This is a genomic window from Acidipila rosea (genome assembly GCF_004339725.1).
Lineage (GTDB): Bacteria > Acidobacteriota > Terriglobia > Terriglobales > Acidobacteriaceae > Acidipila > Acidipila rosea.
In genome coordinates this window covers 1,192,771-1,218,423 of the sequence record NZ_SMGK01000001.1, presented here as the reverse complement: position 1 = coordinate 1,218,423, position 25,653 = coordinate 1,192,771, and the positions used below count along the sequence as shown (strand labels likewise).

Annotated in this window: 29 protein-coding genes and 1 pseudogene; 18 read left to right on the top strand and 12 right to left on the bottom strand. The window is 60.5% G+C overall.

What is annotated here, in order from left to right; genetic code table 11:
• Positions 1-210 precede the first annotated feature (210 nt).
• Positions 211-1,662: a carbohydrate porin gene (locus tag C7378_RS04965; RefSeq protein WP_243648071.1), complete on the top strand. Its 1,452-nt coding sequence runs from the start codon at positions 211-213 to the stop codon at positions 1,660-1,662.
• Here the strand turns inward: C7378_RS04965 and C7378_RS04960 are convergent.
• The 3 genes from C7378_RS04960 to C7378_RS04950 all read right to left on the bottom strand — a co-directional run bounded on the left by C7378_RS04960 (position 1,659) and on the right by C7378_RS04950 (position 4,166).
• Entirely contained in the window at positions 1,659-2,135 is a 477-nt protein-coding gene (locus C7378_RS04960; RefSeq protein WP_131992499.1) for a MarR family winged helix-turn-helix transcriptional regulator, read from the bottom strand. The two genes, C7378_RS04965 and C7378_RS04960, sit on opposite strands and share 4 nt — an antisense overlap.
• 11 nt (positions 2,136-2,146) lie before the next feature.
• Entirely contained in the window at positions 2,147-2,755 is a 609-nt protein-coding gene (locus tag C7378_RS04955; RefSeq protein WP_131992496.1) for a YceI family protein, read from the bottom strand.
• Between the two features lie 187 nt (positions 2,756-2,942).
• Entirely contained in the window at positions 2,943-4,166 is a 1,224-nt protein-coding gene (locus C7378_RS04950) for a tetratricopeptide repeat protein (protein ID WP_131992493.1), read from the bottom strand.
• Between the two features lie 183 nt (positions 4,167-4,349).
• On the opposite strand from C7378_RS04950, the gene C7378_RS04945 reads away from it, so the two are divergent.
• The 15 genes from C7378_RS04945 (at position 4,350) to C7378_RS04875 (ending at position 17,723) form a co-directional block, all read left to right on the top strand.
• The gene (locus tag C7378_RS04945; protein ID WP_243648070.1) at positions 4,350-4,748 is read left to right on the top strand and encodes a hypothetical protein; all 399 of its coding nucleotides are present in this window, start codon (positions 4,350-4,352) and stop codon (positions 4,746-4,748) included.
• A 198-nt stretch (positions 4,749-4,946) separates the two neighbouring features.
• On the top strand, positions 4,947-6,215 hold the full coding sequence (locus tag C7378_RS04940) for a hypothetical protein (protein ID WP_131992490.1): 1,269 nt from the start codon (positions 4,947-4,949) through the stop codon (positions 6,213-6,215).
• 101 nt (positions 6,216-6,316) lie between these two features.
• Positions 6,317-6,838 carry a type IV pilin protein gene (locus C7378_RS04935; RefSeq protein WP_131992487.1) on the top strand — a complete coding sequence of 174 codons (522 nt, stop codon included), beginning with the start codon at positions 6,317-6,319 and terminating at the stop codon, positions 6,836-6,838.
• Positions 6,835-7,485: a LolA family protein gene (locus C7378_RS04930; RefSeq protein ID WP_243648069.1), complete on the top strand. Its 651-nt coding sequence runs from the start codon at positions 6,835-6,837 to the stop codon at positions 7,483-7,485. The genes C7378_RS04935 and C7378_RS04930 overlap by 4 nt, the downstream gene beginning before the upstream one ends.
• Before the next feature lie 50 nt (positions 7,486-7,535).
• Positions 7,536-8,597, top strand: a complete 1,062-nt coding sequence (locus C7378_RS04925; RefSeq protein WP_131992484.1) for a beta propeller repeat protein — start codon at positions 7,536-7,538, stop codon at positions 8,595-8,597.
• 85 nt (positions 8,598-8,682) lie between these two features.
• Entirely contained in the window at positions 8,683-9,879 is a 1,197-nt protein-coding gene (locus C7378_RS04920; protein WP_131992481.1) for a type II secretion system F family protein, read from the top strand.
• Between the two features lie 18 nt (positions 9,880-9,897).
• Positions 9,898-11,526 (top strand): GspE/PulE family protein, encoded by a 1,629-nt coding sequence (locus C7378_RS04915; RefSeq protein WP_131992478.1) that lies wholly within the window; start codon positions 9,898-9,900, stop codon positions 11,524-11,526.
• Positions 11,526-12,413: a type IV pilus biogenesis protein PilM gene (locus C7378_RS04910; protein WP_131992475.1), complete on the top strand. Its 888-nt coding sequence runs from the start codon at positions 11,526-11,528 to the stop codon at positions 12,411-12,413. Before C7378_RS04915 ends, C7378_RS04910 begins: the two co-directional genes overlap by 1 nt.
• Entirely contained in the window at positions 12,413-13,120 is a 708-nt protein-coding gene (locus C7378_RS04905; RefSeq protein ID WP_131992472.1) for a fimbrial assembly protein, read from the top strand. The genes C7378_RS04910 and C7378_RS04905 overlap by 1 nt, the downstream gene beginning before the upstream one ends.
• Positions 13,117-13,725 carry a hypothetical protein gene (locus C7378_RS04900; protein ID WP_131992469.1) on the top strand — a complete coding sequence of 203 codons (609 nt, stop codon included), beginning with the start codon at positions 13,117-13,119 and terminating at the stop codon, positions 13,723-13,725. The genes C7378_RS04905 and C7378_RS04900 overlap by 4 nt, the downstream gene beginning before the upstream one ends.
• Positions 13,725-14,321, top strand: a complete 597-nt coding sequence (locus C7378_RS04895; protein WP_131992466.1) for a hypothetical protein — start codon at positions 13,725-13,727, stop codon at positions 14,319-14,321. Before C7378_RS04900 ends, C7378_RS04895 begins: the two co-directional genes overlap by 1 nt.
• Positions 14,322-15,521 carry a hypothetical protein gene (locus C7378_RS04890; RefSeq protein WP_131992463.1) on the top strand — a complete coding sequence of 400 codons (1,200 nt, stop codon included), beginning with the start codon at positions 14,322-14,324 and terminating at the stop codon, positions 15,519-15,521. It begins immediately after the preceding gene.
• 53 nt (positions 15,522-15,574) lie between these two features.
• A complete protein-coding gene (locus tag C7378_RS04885; protein ID WP_165876663.1) occupies positions 15,575-15,913 on the top strand; it encodes a PadR family transcriptional regulator in 339 nt (112 codons plus the stop codon).
• A gap of 14 nt (positions 15,914-15,927) precedes the next feature.
• Positions 15,928-17,478, top strand: a complete 1,551-nt coding sequence (locus C7378_RS04880) for an ABC transporter permease (protein WP_131992460.1) — start codon at positions 15,928-15,930, stop codon at positions 17,476-17,478.
• Entirely contained in the window at positions 17,463-17,723 is a 261-nt protein-coding gene (locus C7378_RS04875; protein ID WP_131992457.1) for a hypothetical protein, read from the top strand. Before C7378_RS04880 ends, C7378_RS04875 begins: the two co-directional genes overlap by 16 nt.
• A 7-nt stretch (positions 17,724-17,730) precedes the next feature.
• Here the strand turns inward: C7378_RS04875 and C7378_RS04870 are convergent, their stop codons facing one another.
• From C7378_RS04870 to C7378_RS04860, 4 genes and pseudogenes are all read right to left on the bottom strand, one after another.
• Positions 17,731-18,003 (bottom strand): hypothetical protein, encoded by a 273-nt coding sequence (locus tag C7378_RS04870; RefSeq protein ID WP_131992454.1) that lies wholly within the window; start codon positions 18,001-18,003, stop codon positions 17,731-17,733.
• A 433-nt stretch (positions 18,004-18,436) separates the two neighbouring features.
• Positions 18,437-19,231: a DDE-type integrase/transposase/recombinase gene (locus tag C7378_RS04865; protein ID WP_207901342.1), complete on the bottom strand. Its 795-nt coding sequence runs from the start codon at positions 19,229-19,231 to the stop codon at positions 18,437-18,439.
• A gap of 60 nt (positions 19,232-19,291) precedes the next feature.
• Positions 19,292-19,381 (bottom strand): annotated as a pseudogene (locus tag C7378_RS18180) (transposase-like zinc-binding domain-containing protein); the annotation flags it as partial.
• A gap of 133 nt (positions 19,382-19,514) precedes the next feature.
• Positions 19,515-19,994, bottom strand: coding sequence for a hypothetical protein (locus C7378_RS04860; RefSeq protein WP_131992448.1), 480 nt, complete (start codon positions 19,992-19,994; stop codon positions 19,515-19,517).
• A 367-nt stretch (positions 19,995-20,361) separates the two neighbouring features.
• Here C7378_RS04860 and C7378_RS04855 point away from each other — a divergent pair, with 367 nt between their 5' ends.
• Positions 20,362-21,231: an FtsX-like permease family protein gene (locus C7378_RS04855; RefSeq protein ID WP_207901341.1), complete on the top strand. Its 870-nt coding sequence runs from the start codon at positions 20,362-20,364 to the stop codon at positions 21,229-21,231.
• Positions 21,232-21,303: 72 nt separating this feature from the next.
• Here C7378_RS04855 and C7378_RS04850 read toward each other — a convergent pair whose 3' ends face one another.
• Together C7378_RS04850 and C7378_RS04845 are read right to left on the bottom strand one after the other, a co-directional pair.
• Positions 21,304-21,699 (bottom strand): HesB/IscA family protein, encoded by a 396-nt coding sequence (locus C7378_RS04850; RefSeq protein WP_243648068.1) that lies wholly within the window; start codon positions 21,697-21,699, stop codon positions 21,304-21,306.
• Between the two features lie 80 nt (positions 21,700-21,779).
• Positions 21,780-22,268: a ComEA family DNA-binding protein gene (locus tag C7378_RS04845; protein ID WP_131992442.1), complete on the bottom strand. Its 489-nt coding sequence runs from the start codon at positions 22,266-22,268 to the stop codon at positions 21,780-21,782.
• Between the two features lie 192 nt (positions 22,269-22,460).
• Here C7378_RS04845 and C7378_RS04840 point away from each other — a divergent pair, with 192 nt between their 5' ends.
• Positions 22,461-22,736, top strand: coding sequence for a hypothetical protein (locus C7378_RS04840; protein WP_131992439.1), 276 nt, complete (start codon positions 22,461-22,463; stop codon positions 22,734-22,736).
• Between the two features lie 77 nt (positions 22,737-22,813).
• Here the strand turns inward: C7378_RS04840 and C7378_RS04835 are convergent, their stop codons facing one another.
• From C7378_RS04835 to C7378_RS04825, 3 genes are read right to left on the bottom strand one after another with little or no spacing between them, the layout of a single operon-like run.
• Positions 22,814-23,416: a YceI family protein gene (locus C7378_RS04835; RefSeq protein WP_131992436.1), complete on the bottom strand. Its 603-nt coding sequence runs from the start codon at positions 23,414-23,416 to the stop codon at positions 22,814-22,816.
• A 23-nt stretch (positions 23,417-23,439) separates the two neighbouring features.
• Complete coding sequence (locus C7378_RS04830) at positions 23,440-24,567, bottom strand: NAD(P)/FAD-dependent oxidoreductase (protein ID WP_165876661.1); 1,128 nt, start codon at positions 24,565-24,567, stop codon at positions 23,440-23,442.
• Positions 24,568-24,569: 2 nt separating this feature from the next.
• On the bottom strand, positions 24,570-25,619 hold the full coding sequence (locus C7378_RS04825; protein WP_131992430.1) for a type III polyketide synthase: 1,050 nt from the start codon (positions 25,617-25,619) through the stop codon (positions 24,570-24,572).
• Positions 25,620-25,653 lie beyond the last annotated feature (34 nt).

The following is a 25,653-nucleotide window of genomic DNA, read 5'->3' as shown; positions in this document are numbered from 1 at the left end:
CGCGGAATTTTAACTGCCTTTCATTCTTCCCGGCGCGCCTCAAAAGTGTAATAAAGTCAGAGGGTTGCAATTAGGACTATTCTTGTCGTATTTTGAGGAAGGCAGATGTTCCAGTACGACCCCTCCGGTCTATGGACCTCATATTTCAATCAAGAGAGTGATCAGATTTTGTTCAAATTTCCCAAATCCCGGAGAGATCTGTGCGCGCTCGTGTTCCTGGTCCTTGGCGTTGTTCCGGCGGGCTCCGGGCAGACTGCGCCTGCTGAGCCGCTGCTTCACCCCATTGATTTTTCCGCGCTTCTCTTTGCCCCGCAGAACAAAGGCTCCGACAGTTCCGGCGCTTCTCCAGAGGCGATCGAAGAGCCTCACGCTGCGGATCTGACCCTCTTTCCGCATAGCGACAGTGCGCCCTGGCTCATCCAGGGACAGAGCAATATCATCTTTCAATCTCACCCGGGCTTTCATTCGCCCTATCAGGGAACGAACAGCTTTCACGGCGGCGGCGAGTACAAGACTTCCCTGCTGGGCACGCTCTTCCTCGCTTACTCCCCCACGCACAGCGTTCGCTATCACACGGACTTAATCGTGGATTTTGAGAGCGCAGGAGGACGCGGCCTGAGCGAAGCGCTGGGTCTCGCCGGATTTACCAATCTCGATGTGGTGCGCAATCCCAATCTCGGTTCAACGCCGTATCTTGCCCGCGGTGAAATTCGTCAGGTGATCGGGCTCACGGACGAAACGGTACACGCCCCACGCGGCCCATTTTCACTGGCTGCTGACCTGCCCGTGCGCCGCTTTGAATTTCGCATCGGCAAGTTCTCCCTGCCCGACGTCTTCGACATCAATGAGGTCGGCAGTGACAGCCATCTGCAGTTCATGGATTGGACCGTGGACAATGACGGAGCGTGGGACTATGCGGCGGATACGCGCGGCTACACTGTCGGCGGAGTGGCAGAGTACGATGATCGCAACTGGAGCTTTCGTTATGGCTTCTTCGCGATGCCCACGGTTGCCAACGGCATCAGCCTGGATTGGGCCTTCTCCAGGGCGCGCGGTCAGAACTGGGAATATGAGTGGCGGCATTCGCTCCTCCATGGACGCGAAGGAGCAATCCGCATTCTCGCCTATCGCAACAACGCCCACATGGGCAACTATCGCGAGGCGGTGCGCGCGTTTGTCGCCGGCATTGATCCAGTACCGGACATTACTGCGCATGAGCGCCTGGGCGCCGTGAAGTATGGATTCGGCTGGAACAGCGAGCAGGAAATCACGCCGGAGCTTCGCCTCTTTTCACGCGTCGGGTGGAACGAGGGACAGCATGAATCCTTCGCCTATACCGAGGTCGATCAGACCGTCGAGTTCGGCGGCGACTACGCCGGCAATCAATGGGGGCGCCCCTTCGACAAGATAGGCATTGCCTATGATTCGAACGCCATCAAGAAAGATCACCAGAATTATCTGAAGGATGGTGGACTCGGATTTATTCTCGGCGACGGCAGGCTCAACTATAGCCGCGAGAATATTCTCGAGAGCTACTACAACCTGCATACGTGGAAGGGCGTTTACTATGCGCTGGGAATGACGCATCTCGATCACCCCGGCTACAACCGCGATCGCGGCCCGGTGTGGGTCGAGTCCGTGCGCATGCATGTAGATTTCTAAGAGTCGCTGGGATTGGCGCGCGCCTCTTCGAGCAGGTCGATCAACAACGAGAGGCGTTCGTCGCCCATGTGTCCCAGCTGATCCTTGATGGCAGGACCAATCAGCGGGTCCAGTGCGGCCAGTTTCTCGAGTCCTTCTTCAGTAATGTAGTTGTGCACCACGCGGCGATCCTGCGGATCGCGTTTGCGGCGCACCAGCTTCAGGCGCTGCAGGCGATCGATCAGCCGCGTGATGTCAGGTTCGCGGCTGATCTGCCTCTCACTGATCTCTGCGCAGCGCAAGCCCGTCTGTGCCGCGCCGCGCAGGATACGCAGCACGTTGTACTGCGTGGGAGTAATGCCAAAGGGCTTGATGAGCTTGGCAAACGTTCGCTGCAGGTCGTCCGCTGTTCGTTGAATATTCAGAGCCGCCTCTTGTTCAAGACTTGAAAAAGGGCGGCCCTGCTTGATTTCATGTTGCAGCTTGTTTGCCATGAGCGGCCCCGCTACTGCTTGATGACTTCGATGTCCAGTTCTACTTTGACGTCGTCTCCGATGACAGTGTCGCCCGACTTCAGATTTCCGTTCCAGAGCAGTCCAAAATCCTGGCGATGGATGGTTGTCGTTGCGGAAAATGCGCGGCGCGTTTTGCCGTATGGATCGAGCTGCTCTTTGCTTGGGCCTTCTACCGCTAGGGTTACGGGCTTGGTGACGCCGTGGAGAGTGAGGTTGCCGGTCATCTTCAGTTCCCCGTCAACTTTGGTGATGCCGGTGCTCTCGAAGGTCATCTGCGGATACTTGGCGACGTCGAAAAAGTCTGCGCTCTTGAGGTGAGTATCGCGCTGCGCGACGCCGGTGTCGACGGTGGCTGTCTGGATCGTGGCCTTTACCTGCGACTGCGTGATGTCCTTATCGTTCAAGGTCACGGCGCCGGTGATGTTGCCGAGACGCCCGTGAACATTGGAGATGCCCATGTGCTTCACGCTGAAGTCCGCTTCACTGTGAGCCGGATCGATGGACCAGGTAGTTGACTGCGCCTGCGCTACACCGGCGGCTGCGATGAGAATACCTGCTGCTGCGAGGGAGAAAAGCGACTTTCGTTTGCTGAGAATCATGCGGATTTCCGCTCCTTGAAAATGGTGGTGTTCTTCAGATGTGCGGGAACAATATTTGTTGCAACAATTATTTTTCACAAAGTGCATTTTTAGCGCATTTCAGGGGCCAAAGCGGCTCGTTTTGGCCCGACGAGGATAATTGTTATTACCTGATAACGATTATCGCTGTCGGCCCGATTCCGGGGCTCTAGTGGTTCGAATAGGGCGTCTTCAGGAACTTTTTCGCCTGGTCGCCCTGGACGGTATTGGCTCCGTTGGCGAGCACGGCCTGATACTCGACGCGGGCTTCGGTGTGGTCATGCATCAGGTCATAGGTCTGGCCTGCGGCGAGCAGGCAGCGACGCTTGAGTTCCGGGCTGGTGGTCGGTTGCTGGGAGCCGGCGAGAAAGGCCTTGGCGGCATCGCCGTACATGTTCTGTCCGCGCAGGGTGTCCCCGAGGCCGAAGTAAGCCAGCTCGAGGTGCGGATTGTAGAAGAAGCCGGGCTTCTTCGCATCGAGAAGGATCGCCTGATAAGAGCCGATCGCTTTGAGTCCCTGGCCGGCATCCTTCTCAAGGTTCGCGTCTTCGAGCAGGAAGAGAAAATCGTGGGGATACTGGGTGGAGAGATCGCGGGCCATCTGCTGTGCCTGAGGATACTTCGCCTCGCGGCGCAGGAAGAGCATCATGGCGGTCCGCGCTTCGACGGAGGTAAGGACGGCATGATTGGCGGCATCCTGCAGCAGCTCCATGCCCTTGGTCTTGGAGCCGGTGATGCCGGCGAAGCCGACCAGCAGCTTGAAGCCGAAGGGCAGAGCCCCGATCACATACTGATAGATTCCGACAACCATCTTGGCGTCGTCGTAGCGGGGATCCAGCTGGAGCACCTTGTCGTGGTCGCTGCGGGCGCCAAGAGCCATGCGAAGAGCAGGGCCGAAGTTGCGCTCGACCATGGCGAGGTAGACAGCATCGAGGCTGCGCGCCCATCCGCGAGCAAAGAGCGCATCAATATTGTTGGAGTTGTTCTTGAGCAACGCGTTGGCCTCATTGACGGACTGGTCAGAGAGCGCCTTGATCTCATCGCGAACCTTAGGGTCTTCCACTACGGTGTGCTTGCCGGTTAGGAAGCCGTCGTTGGCGTAAAAGGTCGTATCGAGAAGGTCAAGCCGGTAGAGTTCGCGAAAGAGCCTGGCGTGCAGCACGTAGGCAGTGGCGAGAGGGTCACCGGGATGGGCAGCGCGGATATTTTCAAACCTGGCAACAGCGCCGTCATAGTCCAGCAGGTAAAACCGGGCAAAGGCTTCCCGGACTTCAGGGGTTCGGTTGAGGGGGTCGGTATCGACCGTATCCGCGCGGAGAGACATCGACTGCAAGGGGAGCAGAAACAGGGCAAACAACAGGAACCGGCGGAGATACGGGGCTTTGCTCGACATTCGCTTCTTCGATGATAGACGTTCGAGGATGCCATTTTGGACCCTGCGGCGGAGAATTCCCTGCTATTCCTGTTACTACCGCCGCCATTAGGCTCAAAGGGCGGTTATTATTGGCTGTTCCTGTAAAGCTGCTAAATCTGCAGTTAGGCGAGCGTGATAATGACTCGAAGAGAAGTTCTTACCATGTTGATTCTTAGGGCCAGGTCCAACGGATTTGAATTTAGAAAGTGGTATCAGACGCATATCGAGCCGGAGTGGAAGGATTTCGAAACTGCAGTGGCGGTTCTGGACCTCGGCCATAGATATTACGCTCTGATCTTCTCTCATGTTTTCGCGCGGAAATTCTGGAAGGAGGGGGAGCAGTTGACCTTCCTCGTGCCGGCAACCAGCTACACCCGTAACGACGGCAACGGCAACGTGATTACAGTTACACGCAAGGCCTTTACCCGGCGCAGCCTGAAGGCGGACGTGTGGCGCTACCATCTGCGGGAGATGGCAACCCACGAGGAGCCGCTGCGCTACATCCGGCGTTTTCTGCTGACCAAGGAAGAGATGCAGCGGGTAAACAAGACTGCCCGCTGATCCGATTTTCCTTTATGCTTTAGTTACGAGGCATCTACGAGCGGGTGGTCCAGGCAGATCGCCCCGCCATATGCTCCAGGTAAGCTTTCCGCGGCCAGTATTTGATCTCAGGTTCGATCCCAGATTTTCAATTTCCAAGAAGAGAGACCCATTGGAGCTTACCCTTTCTTCCTTTACCCGTCTCAGGGAAGATGCGCAGTGGCAGATTTCCGAGGTGAGGCGATGAGCTGGAGAATTTTTCTCCTGGCAACCTTTTCCCTCGCCGCCAGCGCGTTGGCGCAGACGAGCCAGATTCCAGCAGACGTGCCGCTGCGCGTGGAACTGGATCACAGTTACAAACTGAAGCCCGGCACGCCGGTGACGGGGCACCTGATCGCGCCTGTCTACCTGGTGGACCACGAAGTTCTCCCGGTGAATACGAAGGTTAGCGGGATGATTACGGGCAGGCACCCGGTAAAGCGCTCGGTGCGCACCGAGGCGCTGCTGGACGGGGACTTTACGCCGCTCAAGGAAGCCGATGTGACCTTTAACCGGCTGACGCTGCCGAATGGGGCGGAGACGGAGATCCACACGGTGGTGAAACACCGCGATGCGGGCGTAGTGAAGATGGGCGGGACGAAGAAGCGATCGCTGCGGCAACAGGCGATGGACCAGCTGCGGCAGCGGCGGGAGGAAGCGCTGGACGTGATCCGCAAGCCGGGCAAGGGCGACCGACTGAGGCGCTTCCTATATGCGCAGATGCCGTACCACCCGCAGGACGTGTGGGCAGGAACGGAGTACGACGCCAAGCTTACGGAGCCGGTAGACCTGCCGCCCACCGACTCCCAACCTATGCCGCAGGCGCCGCCTGGAACCAAGCCGCCTGTCGGCCTGATCGAGGCGCGACTGGTGGAACACCTGAACTCGGCCACGTCAAAGAAAGGCGAGCCTGCGGAGGCGATTTTGACCGCGCCGCTGCTGACCGCCGATAAGAAGGAAGTGATCCTGCCGGAGGGGACGAAGCTGGAAGGAAGCGTGGTGGTAGCGCGACCGGCGAGGTCGTTCTCCCGGACGGGGCAACTGCGCTTCACCTTTAAGAAACTCGTCCTGCCGGAGGGCACGAAGGCCCGCGAGATCCACGGGCAACTGGCAGCAGCCGAGGCTGCACCGGGGAGCGCCGTAACCATTGACCAGGAGGGCGGCGCCAAGGCCGGGCAGAAGAACAAGCTGCTGGCTCCCCTGACGCTGGGCCTGATGGCGATGGCATCAACGGACGGCGACGGAGGGTTGACCCAGCAGGGCGTGACCAGCAACGGCTTCGGTATCGTGGCACGCATCCTGGCGGTGACGGTGGCTGACCATAATATGACGATGGGATTCGCGTTTTATGCGCTGGGAAAATCTGTAACGCAGCGGTGGATCATGAAAGGCCACGAGGTGGATTTCCCCACGGACACGCGGTTGGCGATCCAGCTGAACCCGCGATAGGAGTGAGCGTGCCGCTGGCTTCATGCGTCTGTCTCATTTAGGATTTTGTCGATAGCAGGACTTGGCCGCAGGGCCAACCCGGGAAGATTTCTGGAACACATATGATACGTAAGCTTTGCCGCAAGTACCGCAGCCGCCGCCACGAGGCGGGATTTACCCTGATGGAGCTGCTGATCGTTATCTCGATCATGCTGATCCTGATGCTGATCGCCATTCCCAACATGCTCAACCTGCGCAGCCAGGCGAATGAGACCTCGGCTATCCAGTCTCTGCGAGCGATTTATCAGGCGGAGATCCAGTACCAGACGAACTATCCGGCCAATGGATTTGCATGCTCCCTGCAGGTGCTGGGCGGCGAGTCGGGAGCCACTCCGCCTAGCGCCCAGAACGCGCAGTTGCTGCAGCATGACCTTACGGTTGGCCAGAAGGCCGGGTATACCTTCAACATCGTCAACTGCACGAAGACGACGGTGAACAACCAGGACATGTACACGAGCTACGAGGCGACGGCTGTGCCGCAGGCGGTGGGCAAGACGGGACATCGCGGCTTCTGCATCGACATGGCGGGCGAGATCAAGGCTGACCCTGCAGGCGGCACGAACTGCACCAATCCTATCCAGTGATCCGCGGGCTGCTGCTCCTGCTGCTGTTGACTGCTGTGCCGGCACTTCCGGCGCAGCAGCCAGCTCCGCCGAGCGCCAAGGTCATTGCCGCCCGCGTGGATCACCACTACAACGCGCTTCATTCGCTGAAGGTCGGGTTTACGCAGGACTACTCCGGCATGGGGATGAACGTGAAGGAGCGCGGGACGCTGCTGCTGAAGAAGCCGGGCAGAATGCGCTGGGATTACGCGCAGCCGGCGGGCAAGCTCTTTCTGCTGGATGGGCATAATGGATACTTCTATGCGCCGGGACAGAGCGAGGCGCAGAAGGTTCCGGCAAAGAAGCTGGACGATATCCGGTCGCCGCTGAGCCTGCTGCTGGGCCACACCAACCTTGAAAAGGAACTTACCGGGCTGACGATGGCCGAGGTAAATGGCCAGTACTTGCTGCGCGGCGTGCCGCGCGGGATGGAGAACCGCGTCAGGGTGCTGGAGATTACGGCGGCGGCGGATGGGGCGATCCTGAGGATGCGCATCGAGGAAACGGATGGCGCGGTGAACAGCTTTGTGTTCCAGGGCGAGCAGCCGAATGCCCCGGCGCCGGATGCGGCCTTTGTGTTTCACGCGCCTGACGGAGTGAATGTAGTGGACGGGATGCCGCCGGTTTAAGGGGCGAGTTCCTGCTTCCCTGTGCGGGGCAAACGGCTAGAATCGTGACCATGCGACTGCGCCCATTTGTGCTCCTTCTTACTACCCTTCCAGCCTTGTTAGCAGCACAGAGCCACGGACCGTGGGTAATGCAGGAGAGCGGAAGCTCAGCCAGCCTGCGCGGGATTGCGGCTGTGAACAGCAGCGTGGCCTGGGCGAGCGGAACGGAGGGGACGGTCCTGCGGACTGAGGACGGCGGCGCGCACTGGCGGAAATGCGCTGTGCCGCCGGGGGCGGAGAAGCTGGACTTCAGGGGTGTGCAGGCCTGGGACCGGGAGACGGCGGTCCTGATGGGCAGCGGGCCCGGGGAGCTGTCGCGCATCTACCGGACAACGGATGGCTGCGCGCACTGGACGCTGGTGCTGCGCAATCCGGACAAGGACGGCTTTTTCGATGGGCTGCTGTTTCTGGACCGGAGGAAGGGGCTGGTGATCGGCGACCCGGTGGGCGGGGAGATTGCCCTGCAGGCTACCCACGACGGCGGGCAGAGCTGGTCCCGCGTGAAGGACGCAAAAGAGCTGCGGGCGCTGGAGGGCGAGGCGTTTTTTGCGGCCAGTAACGCTTCCATGGCTGCGGCGGGGCAGTGGCTGTGGATTGCGACCAGCAAGGGGCGAGTGCTGCGGCACCGGCTGCCCGCCGACGGTACGGACTTGATCGGGAGTGCGGGCTTCCGGAGCGCGCAGGCGCCGATGGCCGGCGGGAATGCGGCGGCGGGGATCTTCGCCATTGCGTTCCGGGACGAGCGGCATGGGGTGGCGGTCGGCGGGGACTATACGAAGCCGGACGGGGCGAGCGGCACAGCGGCCTGGACTGCGGATGGCGGCGAGCACTGGACGGCGGCGGCGGCTGGTCCGCCGGGGTATCGCTCGACGGTGGCGTGGGATAAGGCGGCGCGGGCGTGGATCGCGGCGGGCACGAACGGATCAGATGTTAGCTATGACGGGGGCAGGACGTGGCGGCCGCTGGATGGGCCGGAGGGCGGCGGGTGGAACGCGATCAGCCTGCCGTGGATTGTCGGGCCACAGGGCCGGGTGGCGAAGCTGGACCAAAAGCGGACGCCGCACGGGAAGTAAGTGGCCGGATGAGCGTTTCAGGCCACGGGAACGTCTCCTCAGTGCATAAACTGATACCCTTGAAACAGGTCTAAGAGACGGCGGCATGGCGGAATTTGTTGTAAAAATGGGCGACGAGCGCGGCCACGTGCTGGAGCAGGTGCAGTCGGCGTCCTCGGCGGAGGAGATACGCACGCGCTTTACGGCGGCGGGCTACTACGTCTACTCGGTGAAGCCGAAGGGGCTGGGATCGAACCGGCGGAAGGCGAAGCTGGAGACCTTTCTCATCTTCAACCAGCAGTTTCTGACCCTGATTCGCGCGGGGTTGCCTATTCTGAATTCGCTGGACATGCTGGCGAAGGGGCAGAAGAATGCGAACTTTGCGGCGCAGCTGGAAAACGTAACGGCGCGGGTGAGGACGGGCGAGTCGATCTCGTCGGCCTTTGAGGCGCAGGGCGGCTTTCCGCTGATTTACACGACGACGCTGCAGGCGGGCGAACGAAGCGGCAACCTCGAAGAGGTGCTGGGGCGCTACCTGTCCTTCCAGCGAATCTCGCTGACGTTTCGCAAGAAGCTGCAGGCGTCGCTGATTTACCCCGCGATGTTGATCTCGCTGGTGTTTGCGCTGTTCATCTTCCTGATCACGTTTGTGGTGCCGCGCTTTGCGCTGCTCTATGATCAGATCGGGTCGAAGCTGCCGGCGCTGACGCTCTACCTGCTGGCCATCGGCAAGGGCGCGCAGCACTATGGGCTCTACGTCGTGCCGGCGCTGATCGCGATCGGCTACTTTATCTATCGCTGGAGCCGGACGGAAGCGGGCGCGAACTTTGTCGACAGCCTGCGCATCAAGCTGCCGGTCTTTGGAACGATCTGGCTGAAGTACCAGGTGGCGCTGTTTGCCCGGACGCTGTCAACGCTGCTGACGGGCGGGTTGCCGCTGGTGCCTTCGCTCGAAACGGCGGCGCGGTCGATCTCAAGCAAACGGATCGCGCAGGCGGTGTTCTCTTCAGTCACGAGCGTTCGCGAGGGACAGGGGCTGTCGCATAGCCTGGAAGGGACGAAGATCTTCCCTCCCCTGTCGATTGAAATGATCGAAGTCGGCGAATCGACGGGCGCGCTGCCGCAGATGCTCAACTCGGTCGCGGAATTTTTTGAGGAAGATGTACAGACGGCGCTGACAGCTTCGCTGGCCCTGATTGAACCGGCGATTCTGATTGTGATGGGCGTCGTCGTCGTCATCATCCTGATTGCGCTTTATCTGCCGATCTTCTCACTCAGCCAGACCAGCCAGTTTCAGCACTAGATTTCCGGAGTAGTTTTCATGGCAGAAGCCCCCATCCTTACGTTACCGACCGAACAGGACGAAACCGCGCGGGCGCAGACGCTGGCGCGTCGCTATCGCTGCGAGTTCGTCAACCTGAAGAATTTCCGCATCCAGCATGAGTTGTTTCGCAGCGTGCCGGTGGACATGATGTTCCGCTACAACTTCGTGCCGCTGGAGCAGCACGAGGACCGGCTGGTAATTGCGGTGAGCGACCCGAGCCGCCTGATGATGCTGGACGAAATCTCAAGCCTGCTGGGGCAGCGGGTGGTCACGCGGGTGGCCACGCTCTCACAGATCACGGACCTGCTGAAGAAGACGGAACAGTCGCAGCGCGTGCTGGATGAAGCGTCAGAGGGTCTGACATTTGACGTGATCTCGTCGGAAGACAATCCGGACGAGAACATCTCCATCGAGAAACTGACCTCAGAGGAAGACATCAGCCCGATTATCCGGCTGGTGGACACGACAATTTTCACCTCGCTCGAACGGCGCGCCTCCGATATTCACATCGAGACCTATGACGACTGCCTGGTGGTGAAGTATCGCATCGACGGCGTGCTGCAGGCGGCGATGGCTCCGATTGCGCGCGAACACCACTCGACTATTCTGTCGCGCATCAAGGTCATGAGCGAACTGGATATCGCGGAGCGGCGCGTGCCGCAGGATGGACGCTTCCGGGTTCGCTACAAAGGCAGGCTGATCGATTTCCGCGTCTCCATCATGCCGACGGTCCACGGCGAGAACGCCGTGCTGCGCGTGCTCGACAAGGAGTCAATGAGCGAGAAGTTCCAGAAGCTAACGCTGGATGTGGTTGGCTTCCACGAAGACGATGTGCGGCGCTTCCGGCGCTATATTCGCGAACCGTACGGCATGGTGCTGGTGACGGGGCCGACGGGCTCGGGCAAGACGACGACGCTCTATGCGGCGCTGAACGAGATCAAGAGCGACGAAGACAAGATCATCACTATCGAAGACCCGGTCGAGTACCAGATCCGCGGCATTACGCAGATTCCGGTGAACGAGAAAAAGGGCCTGACCTTTGCGCGCGGACTGCGTTCGATTCTGCGCCACGATCCGGACAAGATCCTGGTGGGCGAAATCCGCGATCAGGAAACGGCACAGATTGCCATCAACTCAGCGCTGACGGGCCACCTGGTCTTCACGACGGTGCACGCGAATAATGTCGTGGACGTGCTGGGCCGCTTTCTGAACATGGGCGTCGAGGCCTACAACTTCGTTTCAGCGCTGAACTGCATCCTGGCGCAGCGGCTGGTGCGTACGATCTGCGAGTACTGCATCCGCTCGGTGAGGTATGACGATGAGATGCTGATTGCCAGCGGCCTCAATCCGGCGGAGTGGCGCGACTTCGACTTCAAGGAAGGTGCGGGCTGCATTGAATGCGGGGGCACGGGATTCCGCGGAAGAACGGCGATTCACGAACTGCTCGACCTGACGGACCCGATCCGCGAGATTATTCTCGAAAAGAAGCCCGCCTCAGAGGTGAGAAAGCTGGCGCAGCAGGAGGGAATGACCTTTCTGCGCGAGTCGGCCATCGATCGAGTGAAGCGGGGAATGACAACCCTCAAAGAGATCAATAAAGTGACGTTTATCGAGGCATCACGCTAGTGCCGGCCACTATACGCATCTTTACTCCGAACACGCACAAGCGACCGCAGCTGGCATGCGACATAACGCCGCATGGAGTGCTGGCGGCGCGCCAGAGCGGCGAGCAGGAGGCGGAAACATCCTTTGCGGAGCTGCCCGCCGGGCTGATGATGCCGGGGGTGAAGACTCCCAACTTCCTCGATCTGGAAAGCGTGGCCGCGACGGTTCGCAAGGCGGTGGAGGCGGTGGCCGGACGCGAGCGGCAGCTGACGGTGGTGGTACCGGACGCTACGTCGCGGGTGCTGATTCTCGACTTCGAGACGCTGCCGGCGAAGCGCAAGGAAGCGCTGCCGATTGTGCGCTTCAGACTGCGGCGGCTGGTGCCCTTTGACACCGACGATGCGGCGGTGAGCTACCAGGTGCTGAGCCAGAGCGGCGGAACGGTGCGCGTGCTGGCGACGGTGATGCCGGGCGCGGTGCGCGCGGAATACGAGGCCGTGGTGCGGAAGGCGGGTTTTGAGCCGGGAGTGATCCTGCCGAGCACGCTGGCCTGCCTGGCGGCGCTGAACACGGCGGAACCGGCGCTGGTGATCAATCGCAACGGCAACTTCATTACCACGGCCATTACGCGGAGCGATGAGCTGCTGCTGTATCGCACGCTGGAACTGTCAACCGTGGCGGGCAACGAAGATACCGATCTGCAGGAGGCGGTCGCAATTGCGCTGGCCTACTTTGAAGACAACCTGGCGACGGTGCCAAGGTACATCTACTACGCAGGGCGCGGCGGCGCTGAAGTGCTGCAGCGGGCGCTCGGGGATAACACGGTGCAGGTGAAAGATCTGATCGAGGCAACTTCCCCGGCAACCAAGGGGCTGATGGCGCCGGTTGCGGGAGCGCTGACGAGCTAATGAAAATTACTGTCAATCTCGCTTCCCGCCCGTATGTGGAGCTTCGCCCTGTCTATACGCAGCTGCGTATATGGATCGGCGTTCTCGCGCTGGCTGCGATTCCGCTGTGGCTGCTGCTGCATACGGAGCAGAAGAAGGCTGCCGTGGCCGTGGCGCGCGTGAGCCGCGTGGAGACGGCCGTTAATACGCTAGAAAAGCGCCAGCAGAGCTATCAGGCGCTGATGAAGCAGCCGAAGAATGCCGCGGTACTGACGCAGTCGAGTTTTCTGAATGGACTCTTCCGGCGAAAGGCCTTCTCCTGGACGGCAACGATGACCGACCTCGAGACCGTGCTGCCGGGAGGAGTGCAGGTGCTGAGCATCGATCCGGTGATCGCCAAGGATGGCCATGTGACGATCCGGATGAGGGTGAGCGGGCAGCGGGACCGGGCGCTGGACCTGATAAGGAACCTGGAGAAGTCGAAGCACTTCGCCTCACCGCGACTGGCGGGCGAATCGCTGGCCAGCTCCGGCGAAGGCACCAATGGCCGCGGGACCGTGGAGCCGGTGGCGAGCGGACTGGTCAACATGGATATACTGGCGGACTACAAGCCGCTCTCCTACGCGGATAAACAGACGCCTGCCGGCCTGCGCAAAGAGGCGCTTCCCTCCCCTGCGGAGATGCTGCGGCAGATGAAGAAGCCTGCGCCGAAGCGGAGGAAGAAATGAAGAATCTCCGCAACCTGCTTACGATTTTCAATCTTCATATTGCGGTGCTGCTGGCGCTGGTGATCTTCAACCTGGTACTGGTGACGCGGCTGCTGCTGGCCTGGCACGCCTCCGGCGAAGACCAGTCGGCAACCTATGAGCAGGCACAGGTGACCTATGGCCAGCTGAAGGCCCAGATGGGCCACCTGACCAACCTGCCGGCGAAGGTGGGGGCAGCCCGCACCGACGCGGATGATTTCTACAGCGAACGCATTGCACCCAACTACTCGACGGTCGCCTCGGAGCTGGATGGCGTGGCGACGAGCGAGGGGGTCCGGCTGAGCCGAGCGCAGTACACGCCGTCGCCGGCAATCGACGGGCTGGCAGAGGTCCGGATCGATGCGAGCCTGAGCGGGGAGTATGCGCCGCTGATGCGCTTTATCAATGGACTGGAGCGGGACAAGAACCATGTCTTCTTTATCGTGGACGGGCTGGCACTGAGCGGGCAGCAGGGCGGGCTGGTGAACCTGCGGCTGAGGCTGACGACCTATCTGCGCTCCGATGCGCCGGACCTGCAGAGAGTGAGCGCGCCCGAGGCGAAGACGGCGAGCGAGGGGACACGCTGATGGCGCTGAAGATCGGCTCAGAAGACAAGAAAAAAGTTGCCATCGCCGGGGTGCTGACGGTGATCGTGATCGCACTGGGATGGAATGTGTTCAGCAGTTATTTTGGCGGAGAGACAACGCCGCCGCCGGAGGCTCCGGCGCAGGTGGTTTCGACGACAGGTGCGCCCTCGCATGAGGCAGCGGTGAAGACGGGCGCTTCCATGGCTTCGCTGGACCCGACGCTGCACCCGGAGTGGATGGCTGCAGCCGAGTCGCTGCGGTACACGGGTGCGGGACGGAATATCTTCTCGATGTCCTCGGCTCCGGAACAGATGGAACAGGCGAAGGGGCCGGTACGCCCAAGCGCCGCCGCGGCAGCCGCAATGCAACCGCAGGGGCCGCCGCCTCCGCCGCCGATCGACCTGAAGTTCTTCGGATATGAATCGAAGCAGGGGGTAAAGCGGGCTTTCCTGCTGCATGGCGACGATGTGTATATCGCATCAGAAGGCGACGTGGTGGATCATCGCTACAAGGTGGTCTCGATCCAGCCGTTTTCCATCCAAATCAATGACCTGCCGTTTAACAACACGCAGAGTCTGCCTCTGATTCAGAACTAAATGATGATCCAGCGCAGCCAATCCGAACAGAAGCAAGAGAGCGAAGCGGGATTCATCCTGCTGGCCGTCATCTTCATGGCTGTGCTGCTGCTGGTGGCGCTGGCGGTGGCGGCGCCGATCATCGCGACGCAGCTGCGACGGGAGAAGGAAGACGAGCTGGCGCATCGCGGGGAGCAGTACAAACGCGCCGTCCAGCTCTACTACAGGAAGTTCGGCAGCTATCCGGCAACGATGGACCAGCTGGTCGAGACGAACCAGATGCGCTTTCTGCGCAAGAAATATAAAGACCCTTTCACGAACAAGGATGACTGGCGGCTGGTCCATGTGGGCGAGGCCCATGTGATGGTCATGGGCTTCTTTAACCAGCCGATCAGTACGACTCCTGCGGGATCGAGCCCGATGGGCGGCGGCGGTATGCCGGGAACAATGCCCGGCGGAATGCCCGGGGGTATGCCGGGTGGAATGGCGGGCGGGATGGCTACCAACTCCAGCCTGGGCGCGGGAATGGGATCTCCCATGGGCGGCGCGACGGGATCGAGTTCGCCCTTTGGGTCAAGTTCCGGGTCGGGATTCGGCAGCAGCAGCGGGTCGTCGGATTCAGGGTCTGGGTTCGGCGGCTCGGCCTTCGGGAGTTCGGATAGCGGGTCGAGTGGCAGTACGGGAAGCGACGCTGCGGGTAACAGCAGTACGGGTAGTAGCAGTACGGGTTCGGGGACGGACGGCACCGCGGCCGCAGGCGCTGCGGGAACGCCAGCGAATGGTACCCCTGCATCGGCCCTTGCGAGCGGGATCGGCGGCAGCACGACACTCGCCGGAGCTCCGATTGTGGGCGTGGCGATCAAGGACACCCATAAGTCGCTGCGGATTTATAAGCGCCAGAAGACTTATAACCTGTGGGAGTTTGTCTACGATCCGATGGAAGACATGCAGAACCAGGGCGGGAGCCTGCTGGGGGGCGGCACGACGGTCGACTCCGGCTCCAGCATAGGCGCGGGCGGCGCAACGGGAATACCGGGCGCGCCGGGAACGAGCACGGGCGGATCGGGATTCGGCTCGAGCGGGTCTTCCGGGTTCGGCAGCAGCGGGTCTGGGTTTGGATCAAGCGGGTCTTCCGGGTTTGGGAGCAGCGGGTCCGGATTTGGATCTTCGCCTACCTCTCCGACGAGCGGCAGCACTCCTCCGCCGCAACAGCCTCAGTAAATTTTCTTGACAATGCATTGAGGGTTCTCCTATCTTCTTCCCCTAAGGTGGTTATGGGAAAAGAGCCTATCGAAGGTGAATTGGTGCAGGGCACGCTGGAGCTGCTGGTGCTGAAGGCGCTGGCGCGTGGCGCGCTGCATGGTTACGGCGTTGCCGAATGGATCCATCAGACTTCGCAACAGCTACTGAAGGTGGAGGAGGGTGCACTCTACCCTGCCCTGCATCGGCTGGAGCTGCGCGGACTGCTGTCCTCGCAGTGGGGATTATCAGAAAACAACCGCCGCGCGAAGTATTACCAGTTGACGGCTGAGGGACGGAAGCGGCTGGCGAGCGAATCGCAGCGGTGGTCGCGGCTCTCCGCGGCCATCGCGTTTGTGATGCAGGCTCCCTAATCAAGGAGGGCGTTATGGCTGGATGGCTTCACGAATTTCGCCTGCGCCTGGCGGCGCTGGCTCGCAAGCGCAGGCTCGCCGCCGAGATGGAGGAGGAGCTGGCCCTCCATCAGTCGCTTATGCGAGAGAAGCTGATGGCGGAGGGTGCACAACCGGCAGAAGCAGAGCGGGAGGTACGGCGCCGCTTTGGAAACGCGGGACGCTGGCGGGAGCGCTGCGCTGAGCTTTGGCAGTTTCGCCTGGTGGAAGAGCTCTGGCGGGACGGCTGTTTCTCAATGCGCATGCTGCGAAAGTCACCGGGATTTACCGCCGTGGCGATGCTCACGCTGGCGCTGGGCATCGGCGCGAATACAGCGATTTTCAGCGTGATGGATGCCCTGCTGCTGCGCCCGCTGCCTGTACCGGCCGCGAATGAGCTAACCCTGCTCTCGCTGCGCGGGGGTAGCTCGAAGAATATTTCCTTCTGCGCACCACTGTTGAGGACGCTCGAAAAGCGTCACGATATCTTCGCAAACGTCTTCGGATATTTCGACCGCAAGTTTCAGACGCGGGAAGGCGGAAATACGGTCGAAGTATCAGGCTCGCTGGTAAGCGGGCAATACTTCGATGCGCTGGGGGTAAAGCCCGCGCTGGGCCGCTCCTTAACCCCCTCCGACGATGTGGCCGGGGGCAATCCAGCGGGACTGGGCGTCGTGATCAGCGACCACTTCTGGAAGATGCACTTCCAGCGGGCGCCTGACATCCTGGGGCGCAAGCTGATTCTCGATCGTGTGGCTTTTACGGTGGTCGGTGTGATGCCGAAGGATTTCATCGGAGCGAGCACGACGGAGCGGCCTCAACTGTTTGTGCCCGTGGCACTGGAGCCGCTGGTGGATGCGCCCATCAACATGACTGCAGGCGGCTACCAATTCTGGTGGCTGCAGATGGGAGCGCGCATGAAGCCCGGCTGGACCCTGGAGCAGACGAACGCCGCCCTGCACACTGGATCGCAGGCCATGCTGAACGAGGCGATCCCAGATAGGAAGTGGAGTTTCGGCGACTCAAAACGCAGCCAGGATTACTTCGACGCTGAACCCGGGGCGAGCGGATATTCGTGGCTCGGCCAGCAGTTACGGAAACCGCTGCTGGCGGTGTTGACGCTCTGCGGTGCACTGCTGCTGCTCTCCTGCCTGAACCTGGCAAGCCTGCTGATGGCACGTTCGGCAGCCCGTGAGCGCGAAATTGCGACCAGGGTCGCACTGGGAGCCACGCGACGCCGCGTCGTGCAGCAGCTGATGATGGAAAGCCTCGTTCTCTCGGCACTGGGAACCGCGGCGGGGCTGCTGGCTGCTCCGTGGATGGCACGGCTGCTCGCTACAATGCTGGGCGGCAAGGATTTCCAGGTCGAGACAGGCCCGGACTTGCGGGTGCTGCTCTTTACAGGCGGGGTGGCGCTGCTGAGCGGGTTGGCGATCGGTTTCGCGCCTGCCCTGCAGTCAACTTCCAGCGGCATCATGGAACAGATCAAGAATGGCAGCCGGACTGCGGCAGGGGGCATCGCCGGAGCACCATGCCGCGCGTGCTGATGACGATCGAGGTGGGCCTCGCGCTGGTGCTGGTGGTCGGCGCAGGACTGCTCAGCACAACCCTGTTTCACCTGCGGACTGTGGGCCTAGGCTTCAATGCGCAAAATCTCCTTTTTGCGGGTTTGAGCATGGGCAAGCAGCCAGCCGAGGGAGCGGCGCTGATGCGGATTTACGCGGATATAGCCACGGAGCTTTCGCACCAGCCCGGAGTGGAGCGCGTTGCCTATGCCCAGATCGTGCGGTAGTGTCCTATTAGCGCGTTGCCGCCCCTGATTCCCGCGATCCCTGTTCCCGCTGTTCTCGCTCCGCCAAGAATTGCCGAGTGCGTTCCTTTTGCCGCTTCACGGCGTCGAAGTGCGGCGGGAGCGGCGAGGAAGGCTCGTCTACTTTGAGCTTTTTTATCTTACCCTCCAACTCATCGACCCGGTCTTTGAGTCCCCTAATCCTGCTGGAAAGCACCTCAAGCCCGATGGCTGCGAACACGTAGGGGAGCCAGTCTGCGATGGTTGTGGATAGGGAATTCATAGACTCTCCGCATCAATGGCAGTATAGTAGCGCAGACAGGAAAGCCGCCCGGCCAGGGGCGGCTCATTGGTGTGGTGCATCTCCAGCGACATCATCGCATGGAGTGTGTGCTAATGCAAGAACAGCGTGAGCAAGTTTGTTCCCTCGCACTGCAGGTAGCAGGTCTGTTGGCTGGGAAACCTCGACACATTGCAGTCGATGCAATCGACGTTGCAAGATTGCTGTTCCGTCCTGCCGTCATTTCTAAGAATCTGGAAAGTCCCAGGGAGGCCGATTACGAGGATCCAATTGCTCCTCCAGTTCTTTGATTTTTAATTGAAGGTTGCGAATGGAGTCGTAAACCCATCGATCAAAGCCTGTTAAATCCCTTGGATTGAAACCCAAGTGCTCTTTCGGTGGAACCATATCTATCTCCTTCCCCTTTGAGGGACCATCATATTCCCACCAGTTCCCCTACCGTCCACACATTATCCGTCAATCCCTGCTCCATCGCCGGGGTGACTCTCAATGTCTGGTGGCGACGGCAGAAGTTGTAATAGGCGAACCACAACGCATAAGCCGCCTCCAGATTCTCCCACTTCTTGCTAAACCCGTTGGTCAGCCTGGTCATCCGTCGCATTCCCATCCTGATGCTCAGATTCTGTCGCTCTACATGGCTGGTGCAGATGCGGTCCCTGTCAGGGTTGCCGCTCACGATGCTAGGGACAGCATCCACTACCTCAGCCGGCGAACACCGCTGCTCCCCTTCTCGACTCGCCCCGTACACCTTGACCAACTGCGCGAAATGGACCCTGCTCCCCAAGTAAATCTGCACGGCCCGAACATAAGCCTTCCAGCCGTCCGTGGTGAGCTGATAACGTCCTTGCCCGGTCGCCAGTGCCAGCTTGTAGATGAACTTGTCGGTTGACGGCACGTCGCGCTTGCCAATGTGATAGGCCAGGATCAGCTTGGTTTCGCGCTCAATCGCTGCGTAGCACCAGCAATCCCCAATCTGCTGCACAGTCTTTTCGTGCTCCCACTTGTGCCCCTCTTTTTTGTAAACGTAGCCCCAGATTTCATCCGCCTGCACGTCCCGAACCTCAATCTCCTTGATCCGCTCGTGCATTAGCCGCTGGCAGCGTTCACCAGCCAGCGTCAGCAGCCGCAGGATGGTATCGCGGTGTATGCCGGTCACTCTCTCAACCGACCGAACCGACATCCCCTCCAGCAGCAGTTGCAGTACGTTCACGGCGCGATTCACCGGCAGCCGCATCTCGTCCAGCGGCTTTTCATGTTCTTCTGTGAAAGTCTTTTTGCATTGTCTGCAACGGAATCGTTGCAGGCCGTTTCTGTGCCGCCCGAAACGCTTGCAGGCAGACTGGCAGTTGTGGCACGTCATCGAATTTGCCTTGACCTTTCGGTTGGGGCAAGCCGATAATCGAGATTGCGAGGCTGCGATTACGGCTTGCCGTGGTTGTAGTTTCAAGGCCGCTGGGAAGTTGACGCTTCCTAGCGGCTTTCTTTATTTGCGGTCAGTTGGTGGGGGCGGTTTCATTCCGCTCCTTTCCGGTGTCCCATCCTTCCGGCCACCCGAGTTCGATGAGAGTGTCTCGGAAGTCGGGAGACATTTTGAAATACCGTGTCTTTCCTTTTCCCTTCCACACAACATCCACACTATAGACGCTGGCCGAGTTGGTAGAGAGTTTTTTGAGTTGCTTTGACAGACCGCTGATTACGCCTGCCAAGGCGATCTCGGACTCAAGGCCGATTGTTTCGATCAGCGTGCTACTGCTGAGACTGGCTTCAGTTGTCAGCGCGGCTAGGAATTTCTTCTGTAACTCGCCGGCGTTGTTTAACAGATCCAGTACCAGATCGGCAGTCCAAATACGCGGTCTATTTTCTGGTAGACCGAACAAGTCGTCGTAGCTCCTCAGTTTTGTCTGAAGATCGAAGGCTTCCTGTGCGGTATCCGCGCGAAATTTCATGCCTCTGTGCTCAAATTCGATGGCCATTAGTGAGCACCTTTCTTTCCTTAAGGAAATATATAAATTCCTTAAGGAACTGTCAAGAGCGTTTTTGTTCCAGGGCGTTTCCATTGTCTTTTCTCCATTTCTACTAAGGCGTTTTTGTGTGGGATCACATTACGGATTGAGTAAGCGAGATGAGCGGAAGCGTTTTAGCCAAGTTCTCCACGAACATCTTTGTCTGTCTCAGCACGTCCTTAGCTTCCTCTAGCGTGCAAGCATCCTTTGGGTGCATAGCCTCGTTGTGCCAGACCGCGTCATTCATGCTGCACCTTCCTTTCTTCCGTAGCAACGCGCTGTTAGGACAGTACCGATCGTGCCGATGGGAGGTAACTCCTGGCAGAACACTCTTCATGTGCCAGGACATGAAATCAAGAATGTCTGGATGAACGCGACGAGCTCCGGCTATTTTGCGACGATGAGTATCCCGGTGCTCGCCGGCCGCGACTTCAATGAGCGAGATACGCCCGTCAGCGGAAGAAAAATTGTGCTGAACCAATCCGCGGCACGGATGCTGTTTGGAAAAAGGAACCCTGTCGGGCAACAGCTCAAGTCTTTCGGAGACAAGGACACCTATACCTACGAGGTGATTGGCCTCGTTCGAGACGCTAAATACCGGGATGTACGCGAGGCAGACCCGCCAGGTGGCTATGTCGCGGTATCTCAGGAGGATATCGACAAAAAGCCGGATTACAGCCTGCTGATACGGATACACGGGCCCGCCGGACCGGTTGCGGCGGCGCTACGGGATATCGTGCACCGGGTAGCTCCGGATGTGCCGGCCCCAGCGATTACGAGCATGGATGCCCTGATCAGCCGAGACCTTATTTCCGAACGGATGATGACGATGCTGGCGGTGTTCTTTGCGGGCTGCGCGCTGCTGGTGACGGGGATTGGACTCTATGGAACGCTTGCCTACTCCACTGCGCGGCGGACGAGCGAGATAGGCATACGCATCGCGCTGGGGGCGCAACGCCTGCAGGTGGTGCGGATGGTGCTCAAGGAGAACCTGTGGATCGCGTCGGCAGGAGTGGTGGTGGGACTGGTGGTTGCGGTGATGACGTCGAAGCTGCTGGCGAGCTTTCTCTATGCGACGTCGCCACATAGTCCGGGGGTGATGGCGCTGGCGGCGGCGGTGCTGGCGGTGGTGGCAGGATCGGCGTCGGCTATTCCCGCGGCGCGGGCGGCGATGATCGATCCGGCTGCTGCGATCCGGAGCGAATAGCTGCGGCGGCGGCAAAGCAGAAAAGCCCTGCCGTATGGCAGGGCTTTTCTACGAGAAGCTGTTCAGCAGGGTTTATACGCTGAAGGAGGAGCCACAGCCGCAGGTGCTCTTCGTGTTCGGGTTTTCGAACTTGAAGCCTGCTGCTTCGAGGGTCTCGACATAATCCACGACGCAGCCGTTGAGGTACATGAGCGAGGTGGCATCGACGAAGACCTTGAGTCCATCGAAGTTGAAGACTTTGTCCATCATGCCGGACTGGTTTTCGAATGACATGGAGTACTGGAAGCCGGAGCAGCCGCCGCCTACGACGCCGATCCGCAAGCCAGCCGGAATCGGGTCCTGCGTGGCCATGATCTCGCGAACCTTGCCAATGGCGGGCTCGGTGAGAATGACGGGCGTAGTTTTCGCGGACGTTCCGAGGACGGGTGCAGCGGTTTCGTTAATCGGGGTTGTGGTGGTGGTTGCCATAGTGTCTCCTCCAGTTAGTGTAGCTTTACCGGTCTCTTTCCTCAAGCATTGGATGATCGCAGGAGGCTGCTCGATTCAACCTAGTCGGTGGTAACGCGAGAGGAGATGCGGTCGTACTGCTCCTGCGTGAGGATGTGCTTGCGGACCAGTTCGCGGGAAGTACCGTAGGGCCGGGCGGCGATGATGCGCTCGGCGGTGCGAACCGAGATGCCGGGCAGGCGGACGAGCTGGACTCGGTCAGCGGAGTTGATGTTGATGCGGCCGGCAGCGGGCTTGCCTTCCTTCCAGCCCTGCTTGACGCCGGAGGCCATGATGTTGAGCTTGCGCTCGGCGTCAGCGGCGGCGACGCGGGCGCGGGCGCCGATGAGCTCCGCATTTTTGCGGGCGGCGGCGGTGGCGTCGGCGGTCTGCTGCTTGAGCTTCGCGTCGCGCTCGGCCTGCGTGGGGTGGTGGAACGAACAGCCAGCGAGGCCGAGGCCGAGAAGGGCGACGGCAAGGGCAGCTGTGCGCGTGCGATGGATGGCGTGCATGGGAATCTCCCGATCCTGGTGAAAACGTACAAGGATCACAGTGGTTGAATGCTTTGATTTAGAAAGGGTTGCCAAGGAGGGCACCTGGGCGCAAAAAACAGGCTGTGCAGCAGAGTAGAAGAAGGACTATAGTAGTGGCCGAACGGCCCCTCCTACCCCCCGAGCCCGGCTGATGAGGCCTGGACCCGCTCGGTATCTGGAGCCGGCTCTAATTCGATCATGAGGTGCTCTATGAGCATCATGCCTGTTTTGTGGATCGTCTGGGCCGGAGTCACAGCAGTTCTGTTGGCACTTCTGGCCTATCGTGGAACCATCACTCGCTACGAGGAAGACCAACTCTTCCTCGATGATGACTCCTCCGTGCTCCAGCACAAGGAGCAGGACCTCATTCAAAAGCGTATCGCGCGCATCCGTCCTTTCGTAAGCGTCATGACAGGCGTCACCGGCCTGCTGACGGCTACGATTATCGGCGCCTATGTATGGGATGCGGTGAAACAGTTCCGTTAACCCTCACACCATTCGCGGAGGAAATTTGCCTTCCGCGAATGGCTTGAGCGCCCGACGGGATGCCTGCGCTTTGAGAGTTATTTGAGGCCAGTGACGGTGCCGTGCGCGGTGACGTCAATGGGAACGCTCTTCTCGACACGCAGCATGAGCGTGCTCGGGTCCTTCATGCCCCAGGCCACATATGGCACATCGAAGTGGGTGGTCATGGTGAGCTGATCGCCGGCAGGCACCACATGAACATGGAGCGTGAGCGGATGATCCGCGCCATGGATGGTGAAGGTGCCGACTACATCGACATCCTGCGGGCCACCGCCGGGCTTGAGCGTTCCGACAACCTTGGCGGGATGGAAGATGATCTGCGGATACTTCTGGCTCTGCAGAATATCGTGCTGCATTTTGCCGTCGCGCATTTTGCTGCCGCTCTGGCCGCTGGCAGCGTCTACCAGTACTTCTCCCTGAGCCTCGCCGGTGGCGGGGTTGAAGGTGACCATGCCGCCCTTGAGCTGAAAGGTGCCGTGGACGGTATGGAGCACATCGACGAGCGTCCAGTTGATCTGCGTCTGGGCGGGATCGAGATGGACGGAGACGGCGGCCGGAGTTTGTGCTCCGCAAAGAAGCGCGACAGCAGAGGTGGCGGCGTAGAACGCAATGGAGCGCAAAGCGAGTTTCGGTCGGATCATTCTATTTTCCATTTCGCAGTTATTCAGGAAGCCGGGGAGACGAGCAGCCGCCATCCCATTTCAAGTCCGTGGCGTGCTACGAAGTGCGACATCTGCTCCTCGCCGAGATGGACGTTGAGCATTTTTTGAAAGAGAACAGGGCGTGCGGCGAGCATCTGGAGCGCGCGGTCACGTAGAAAGCTGGAACGATCCATGAGGAGCATGGCGCGGGACATGGACTGAGGCAGGCGCAGGATGCCAGCGTGGCCCGCGGCGTAGTGGCGCAGGTTGCCTGCTGCAATGGACTGCGAGAGCAGAGCCGCCTGACGGAAGCCCATGGCGAGCCCTTCGCCGGTGATGGCGTCGGCGGAGCCGGAAGCGTCCCCTACCAGAGCAACGTTGCCCTTGATGACGCGGCGCAGGCTGCGGGTGGTGGTGATGGCGCCGCGCTGGCGGGTGTGCGAATCGACGGCGGAGAGCCGCCTGGCAAGGAACGGAATGCCGGAGATGACCTGGTCGAAGTGGACGCGCGGGTGGCGGGTGATGACGGCGACGCAGATCTCGGATTCACCAACGGGGGTGATGTAGGCCTGGCCGAGGTCGCCCCAGTGAACCTCCACACTGCGGCTCCAGGGAGCGATGGCGTAGTGGCGACGGAAGCCGAAGCGGCGGCTGATGAGGCGGCCTTCTTCAAGACCGGCCCAGCGGCGCACGCGTGAGGACTGGCCGTCGGCGCCGATGAGGTAGTTGTAGCGATATTGCTCATCGTTGATGGTGGGCGCTGCGCCGTCGCTGAGGTTGACCCGCGTCTGCCAGAGAAGGCGGACGCCGAGTTGCTCGGCACGGTCGATGAGCAGCGCGTGCAGCTTGAGACGGCGGACGCCGAGGGCTTCACCATACTGAAAGCGGGCAGCAACCTGGTGGCCGGTGGCGGCGCCTGCAAAGAGGGTGCCCTCAAACGGCGCGCCCATGCTGCGGTCAAGCTCGACGCCGAGAGCGGCGAGGTCGCGGCGGGAGTCAGGCATGATGCCTTCGCCGCAGGCCTTGTCGATAGGGGGCGCAAGCGCCTCCGCTACTACTACATCTGCTCCCTGAAGGCGCAGCGCTATGGCTGCGCTGAGTCCTGCAGGGCCACCACCAACTACTAAAACATCGCAACAACGAGGGTTCAAAATTACCACTCCAGCAAAAGCATTTCCGCGCAGAAACCGGGGCCCATGGCGGCCAGGATGCTGCGCGTTCCCGGTGCGGGGCGGTGATACTTCATGACGTCGTCGAGGACGACGAGGACAGAGGCAGACGACAGATTGCCGACGCGATCGAGCGCCTGCCAGGAGAGATCGAGTTCGCCATTTTTGAGCCCGAGCGCCTCAGCACTGGCCTCAAGCACCTTGGGGCCGCCGGTGTGCATGATCCACGAACCGATGTCTGCGCGGGTGAGGCCCTGGGTGGCGAGAAAGTTATCCACATCGCCGCCGAGGTTCTCGCGGACGACCTTGGGAACATCAGGTGAGAGGACGATCTTGAAGCCCTTCTCGGAGATTTTCCAGCCCATGACGTCGTGCGTATTGGGATAGAAGACCTGGGTGTTGGCGACGATGCGCGGCCCGGGAAGAGCAATCTTGTCACCGGCGACGAGGACGGCGGCTGCGCCATCGCCGAATAGGCCGGAGGAGATGAAGTTGGCCACCGAGAGGTCGTCGCGCTGCCAGGTGAGAGAGCAGAGCTCGACCGAGAGCAGGACGGCAAACTGGTCAGGATAAGCGCGGACATAATCGGCGCAGCGAGCGAGGCCGGCCGCACCGGCTACACAGCCGAGGCCGAAGATGGGGTTGCGCTTGATGCTGCGGGAGAGGCCCATGCGGTTGACCAGGCGGGCATCGATGGACGGGCTGCAGACGCCGGTGACGGAGACGAAGTAGATGGCGCCAATTTGATCGACGCCAATGCCAGCCTGCTGGGCAACAGAGCTGATGGCGCGCTCGCCGAGCTCCTCGGCAACCTCAATCCAGACATCGTTGGCCTTGCCCCAGGTGTCGAGGGCGCGGTACTGATCGAGGGGACGGGCGAAGTGACGGAGGCCGACACCGGTGCGGGCCAGCAGGCGCTCGAGAACAGCGGCATTCTCCATGCCCTGCTCCCAGTAGGACTTCAATGCTTCCAGAACTTGATGCTGCGAGAACTGATGCGGGGGGAATGCCGTGGTTGTACTGACGATCTTCATTCGACTCCGGGGTACTTTAATCAGGATAGGAGAA

Bases quoted from the DNA above. Each gene is read 5' to 3' on its own strand.
- C7378_RS04900 (WP_131992469.1), top strand. From the start codon at position 13,117: ATGAAGAATCTCCGCAACCTGCTTACGATTTTCAATCTTCATATTGCG.
- C7378_RS04935 (WP_131992487.1), top strand. From the start codon at position 6,317: ATGATACGTAAGCTTTGCCGCAAGTACCGCAGCCGCCGCCACGAGGCG.
- C7378_RS04880 (WP_131992460.1), top strand. From the start codon at position 15,928: ATGGCTGGATGGCTTCACGAATTTCGCCTGCGCCTGGCGGCGCTGGCT.
- C7378_RS04915 (WP_131992478.1), top strand. From the start codon at position 9,898: ATGGCAGAAGCCCCCATCCTTACGTTACCGACCGAACAGGACGAAACC.
- C7378_RS04945 (WP_243648070.1), top strand. From the start codon at position 4,350: ATGTTGATTCTTAGGGCCAGGTCCAACGGATTTGAATTTAGAAAGTGG.
- C7378_RS04925 (WP_131992484.1), top strand. From the start codon at position 7,536: ATGCGACTGCGCCCATTTGTGCTCCTTCTTACTACCCTTCCAGCCTTG.
- C7378_RS04840 (WP_131992439.1), top strand. From the start codon at position 22,461: ATGAGCATCATGCCTGTTTTGTGGATCGTCTGGGCCGGAGTCACAGCA.
- C7378_RS04890 (WP_131992463.1), top strand. From the start codon at position 14,322: ATGATGATCCAGCGCAGCCAATCCGAACAGAAGCAAGAGAGCGAAGCG.
- C7378_RS04920 (WP_131992481.1), top strand. From the start codon at position 8,683: ATGGCGGAATTTGTTGTAAAAATGGGCGACGAGCGCGGCCACGTGCTG.
- C7378_RS04850 (WP_243648068.1), bottom strand. From the start codon at position 21,699: ATGGCAACCACCACCACAACCCCGATTAACGAAACCGCTGCACCCGTC.
- C7378_RS04905 (WP_131992472.1), top strand. From the start codon at position 12,413: ATGAAAATTACTGTCAATCTCGCTTCCCGCCCGTATGTGGAGCTTCGC.
- C7378_RS04870 (WP_131992454.1), bottom strand. From the start codon at position 18,003: ATGAATTCCCTATCCACAACCATCGCAGACTGGCTCCCCTACGTGTTC.
- C7378_RS04860 (WP_131992448.1), bottom strand. From the start codon at position 19,994: ATGGCCATCGAATTTGAGCACAGAGGCATGAAATTTCGCGCGGATACC.
- C7378_RS04885 (WP_165876663.1), top strand. From the start codon at position 15,575: ATGGGAAAAGAGCCTATCGAAGGTGAATTGGTGCAGGGCACGCTGGAG.
- C7378_RS04955 (WP_131992496.1), bottom strand. From the start codon at position 2,755: ATGATTCTCAGCAAACGAAAGTCGCTTTTCTCCCTCGCAGCAGCAGGT.
- C7378_RS04895 (WP_131992466.1), top strand. From the start codon at position 13,725: ATGGCGCTGAAGATCGGCTCAGAAGACAAGAAAAAAGTTGCCATCGCC.
- C7378_RS04960 (WP_131992499.1), bottom strand. From the start codon at position 2,135: ATGGCAAACAAGCTGCAACATGAAATCAAGCAGGGCCGCCCTTTTTCA.
- C7378_RS04825 (WP_131992430.1), bottom strand. From the start codon at position 25,619: ATGAAGATCGTCAGTACAACCACGGCATTCCCCCCGCATCAGTTCTCG.
- C7378_RS04950 (WP_131992493.1), bottom strand. From the start codon at position 4,166: ATGTCGAGCAAAGCCCCGTATCTCCGCCGGTTCCTGTTGTTTGCCCTG.
- C7378_RS04835 (WP_131992436.1), bottom strand. From the start codon at position 23,416: ATGATCCGACCGAAACTCGCTTTGCGCTCCATTGCGTTCTACGCCGCC.
- C7378_RS04875 (WP_131992457.1), top strand. From the start codon at position 17,463: ATGCCGCGCGTGCTGATGACGATCGAGGTGGGCCTCGCGCTGGTGCTG.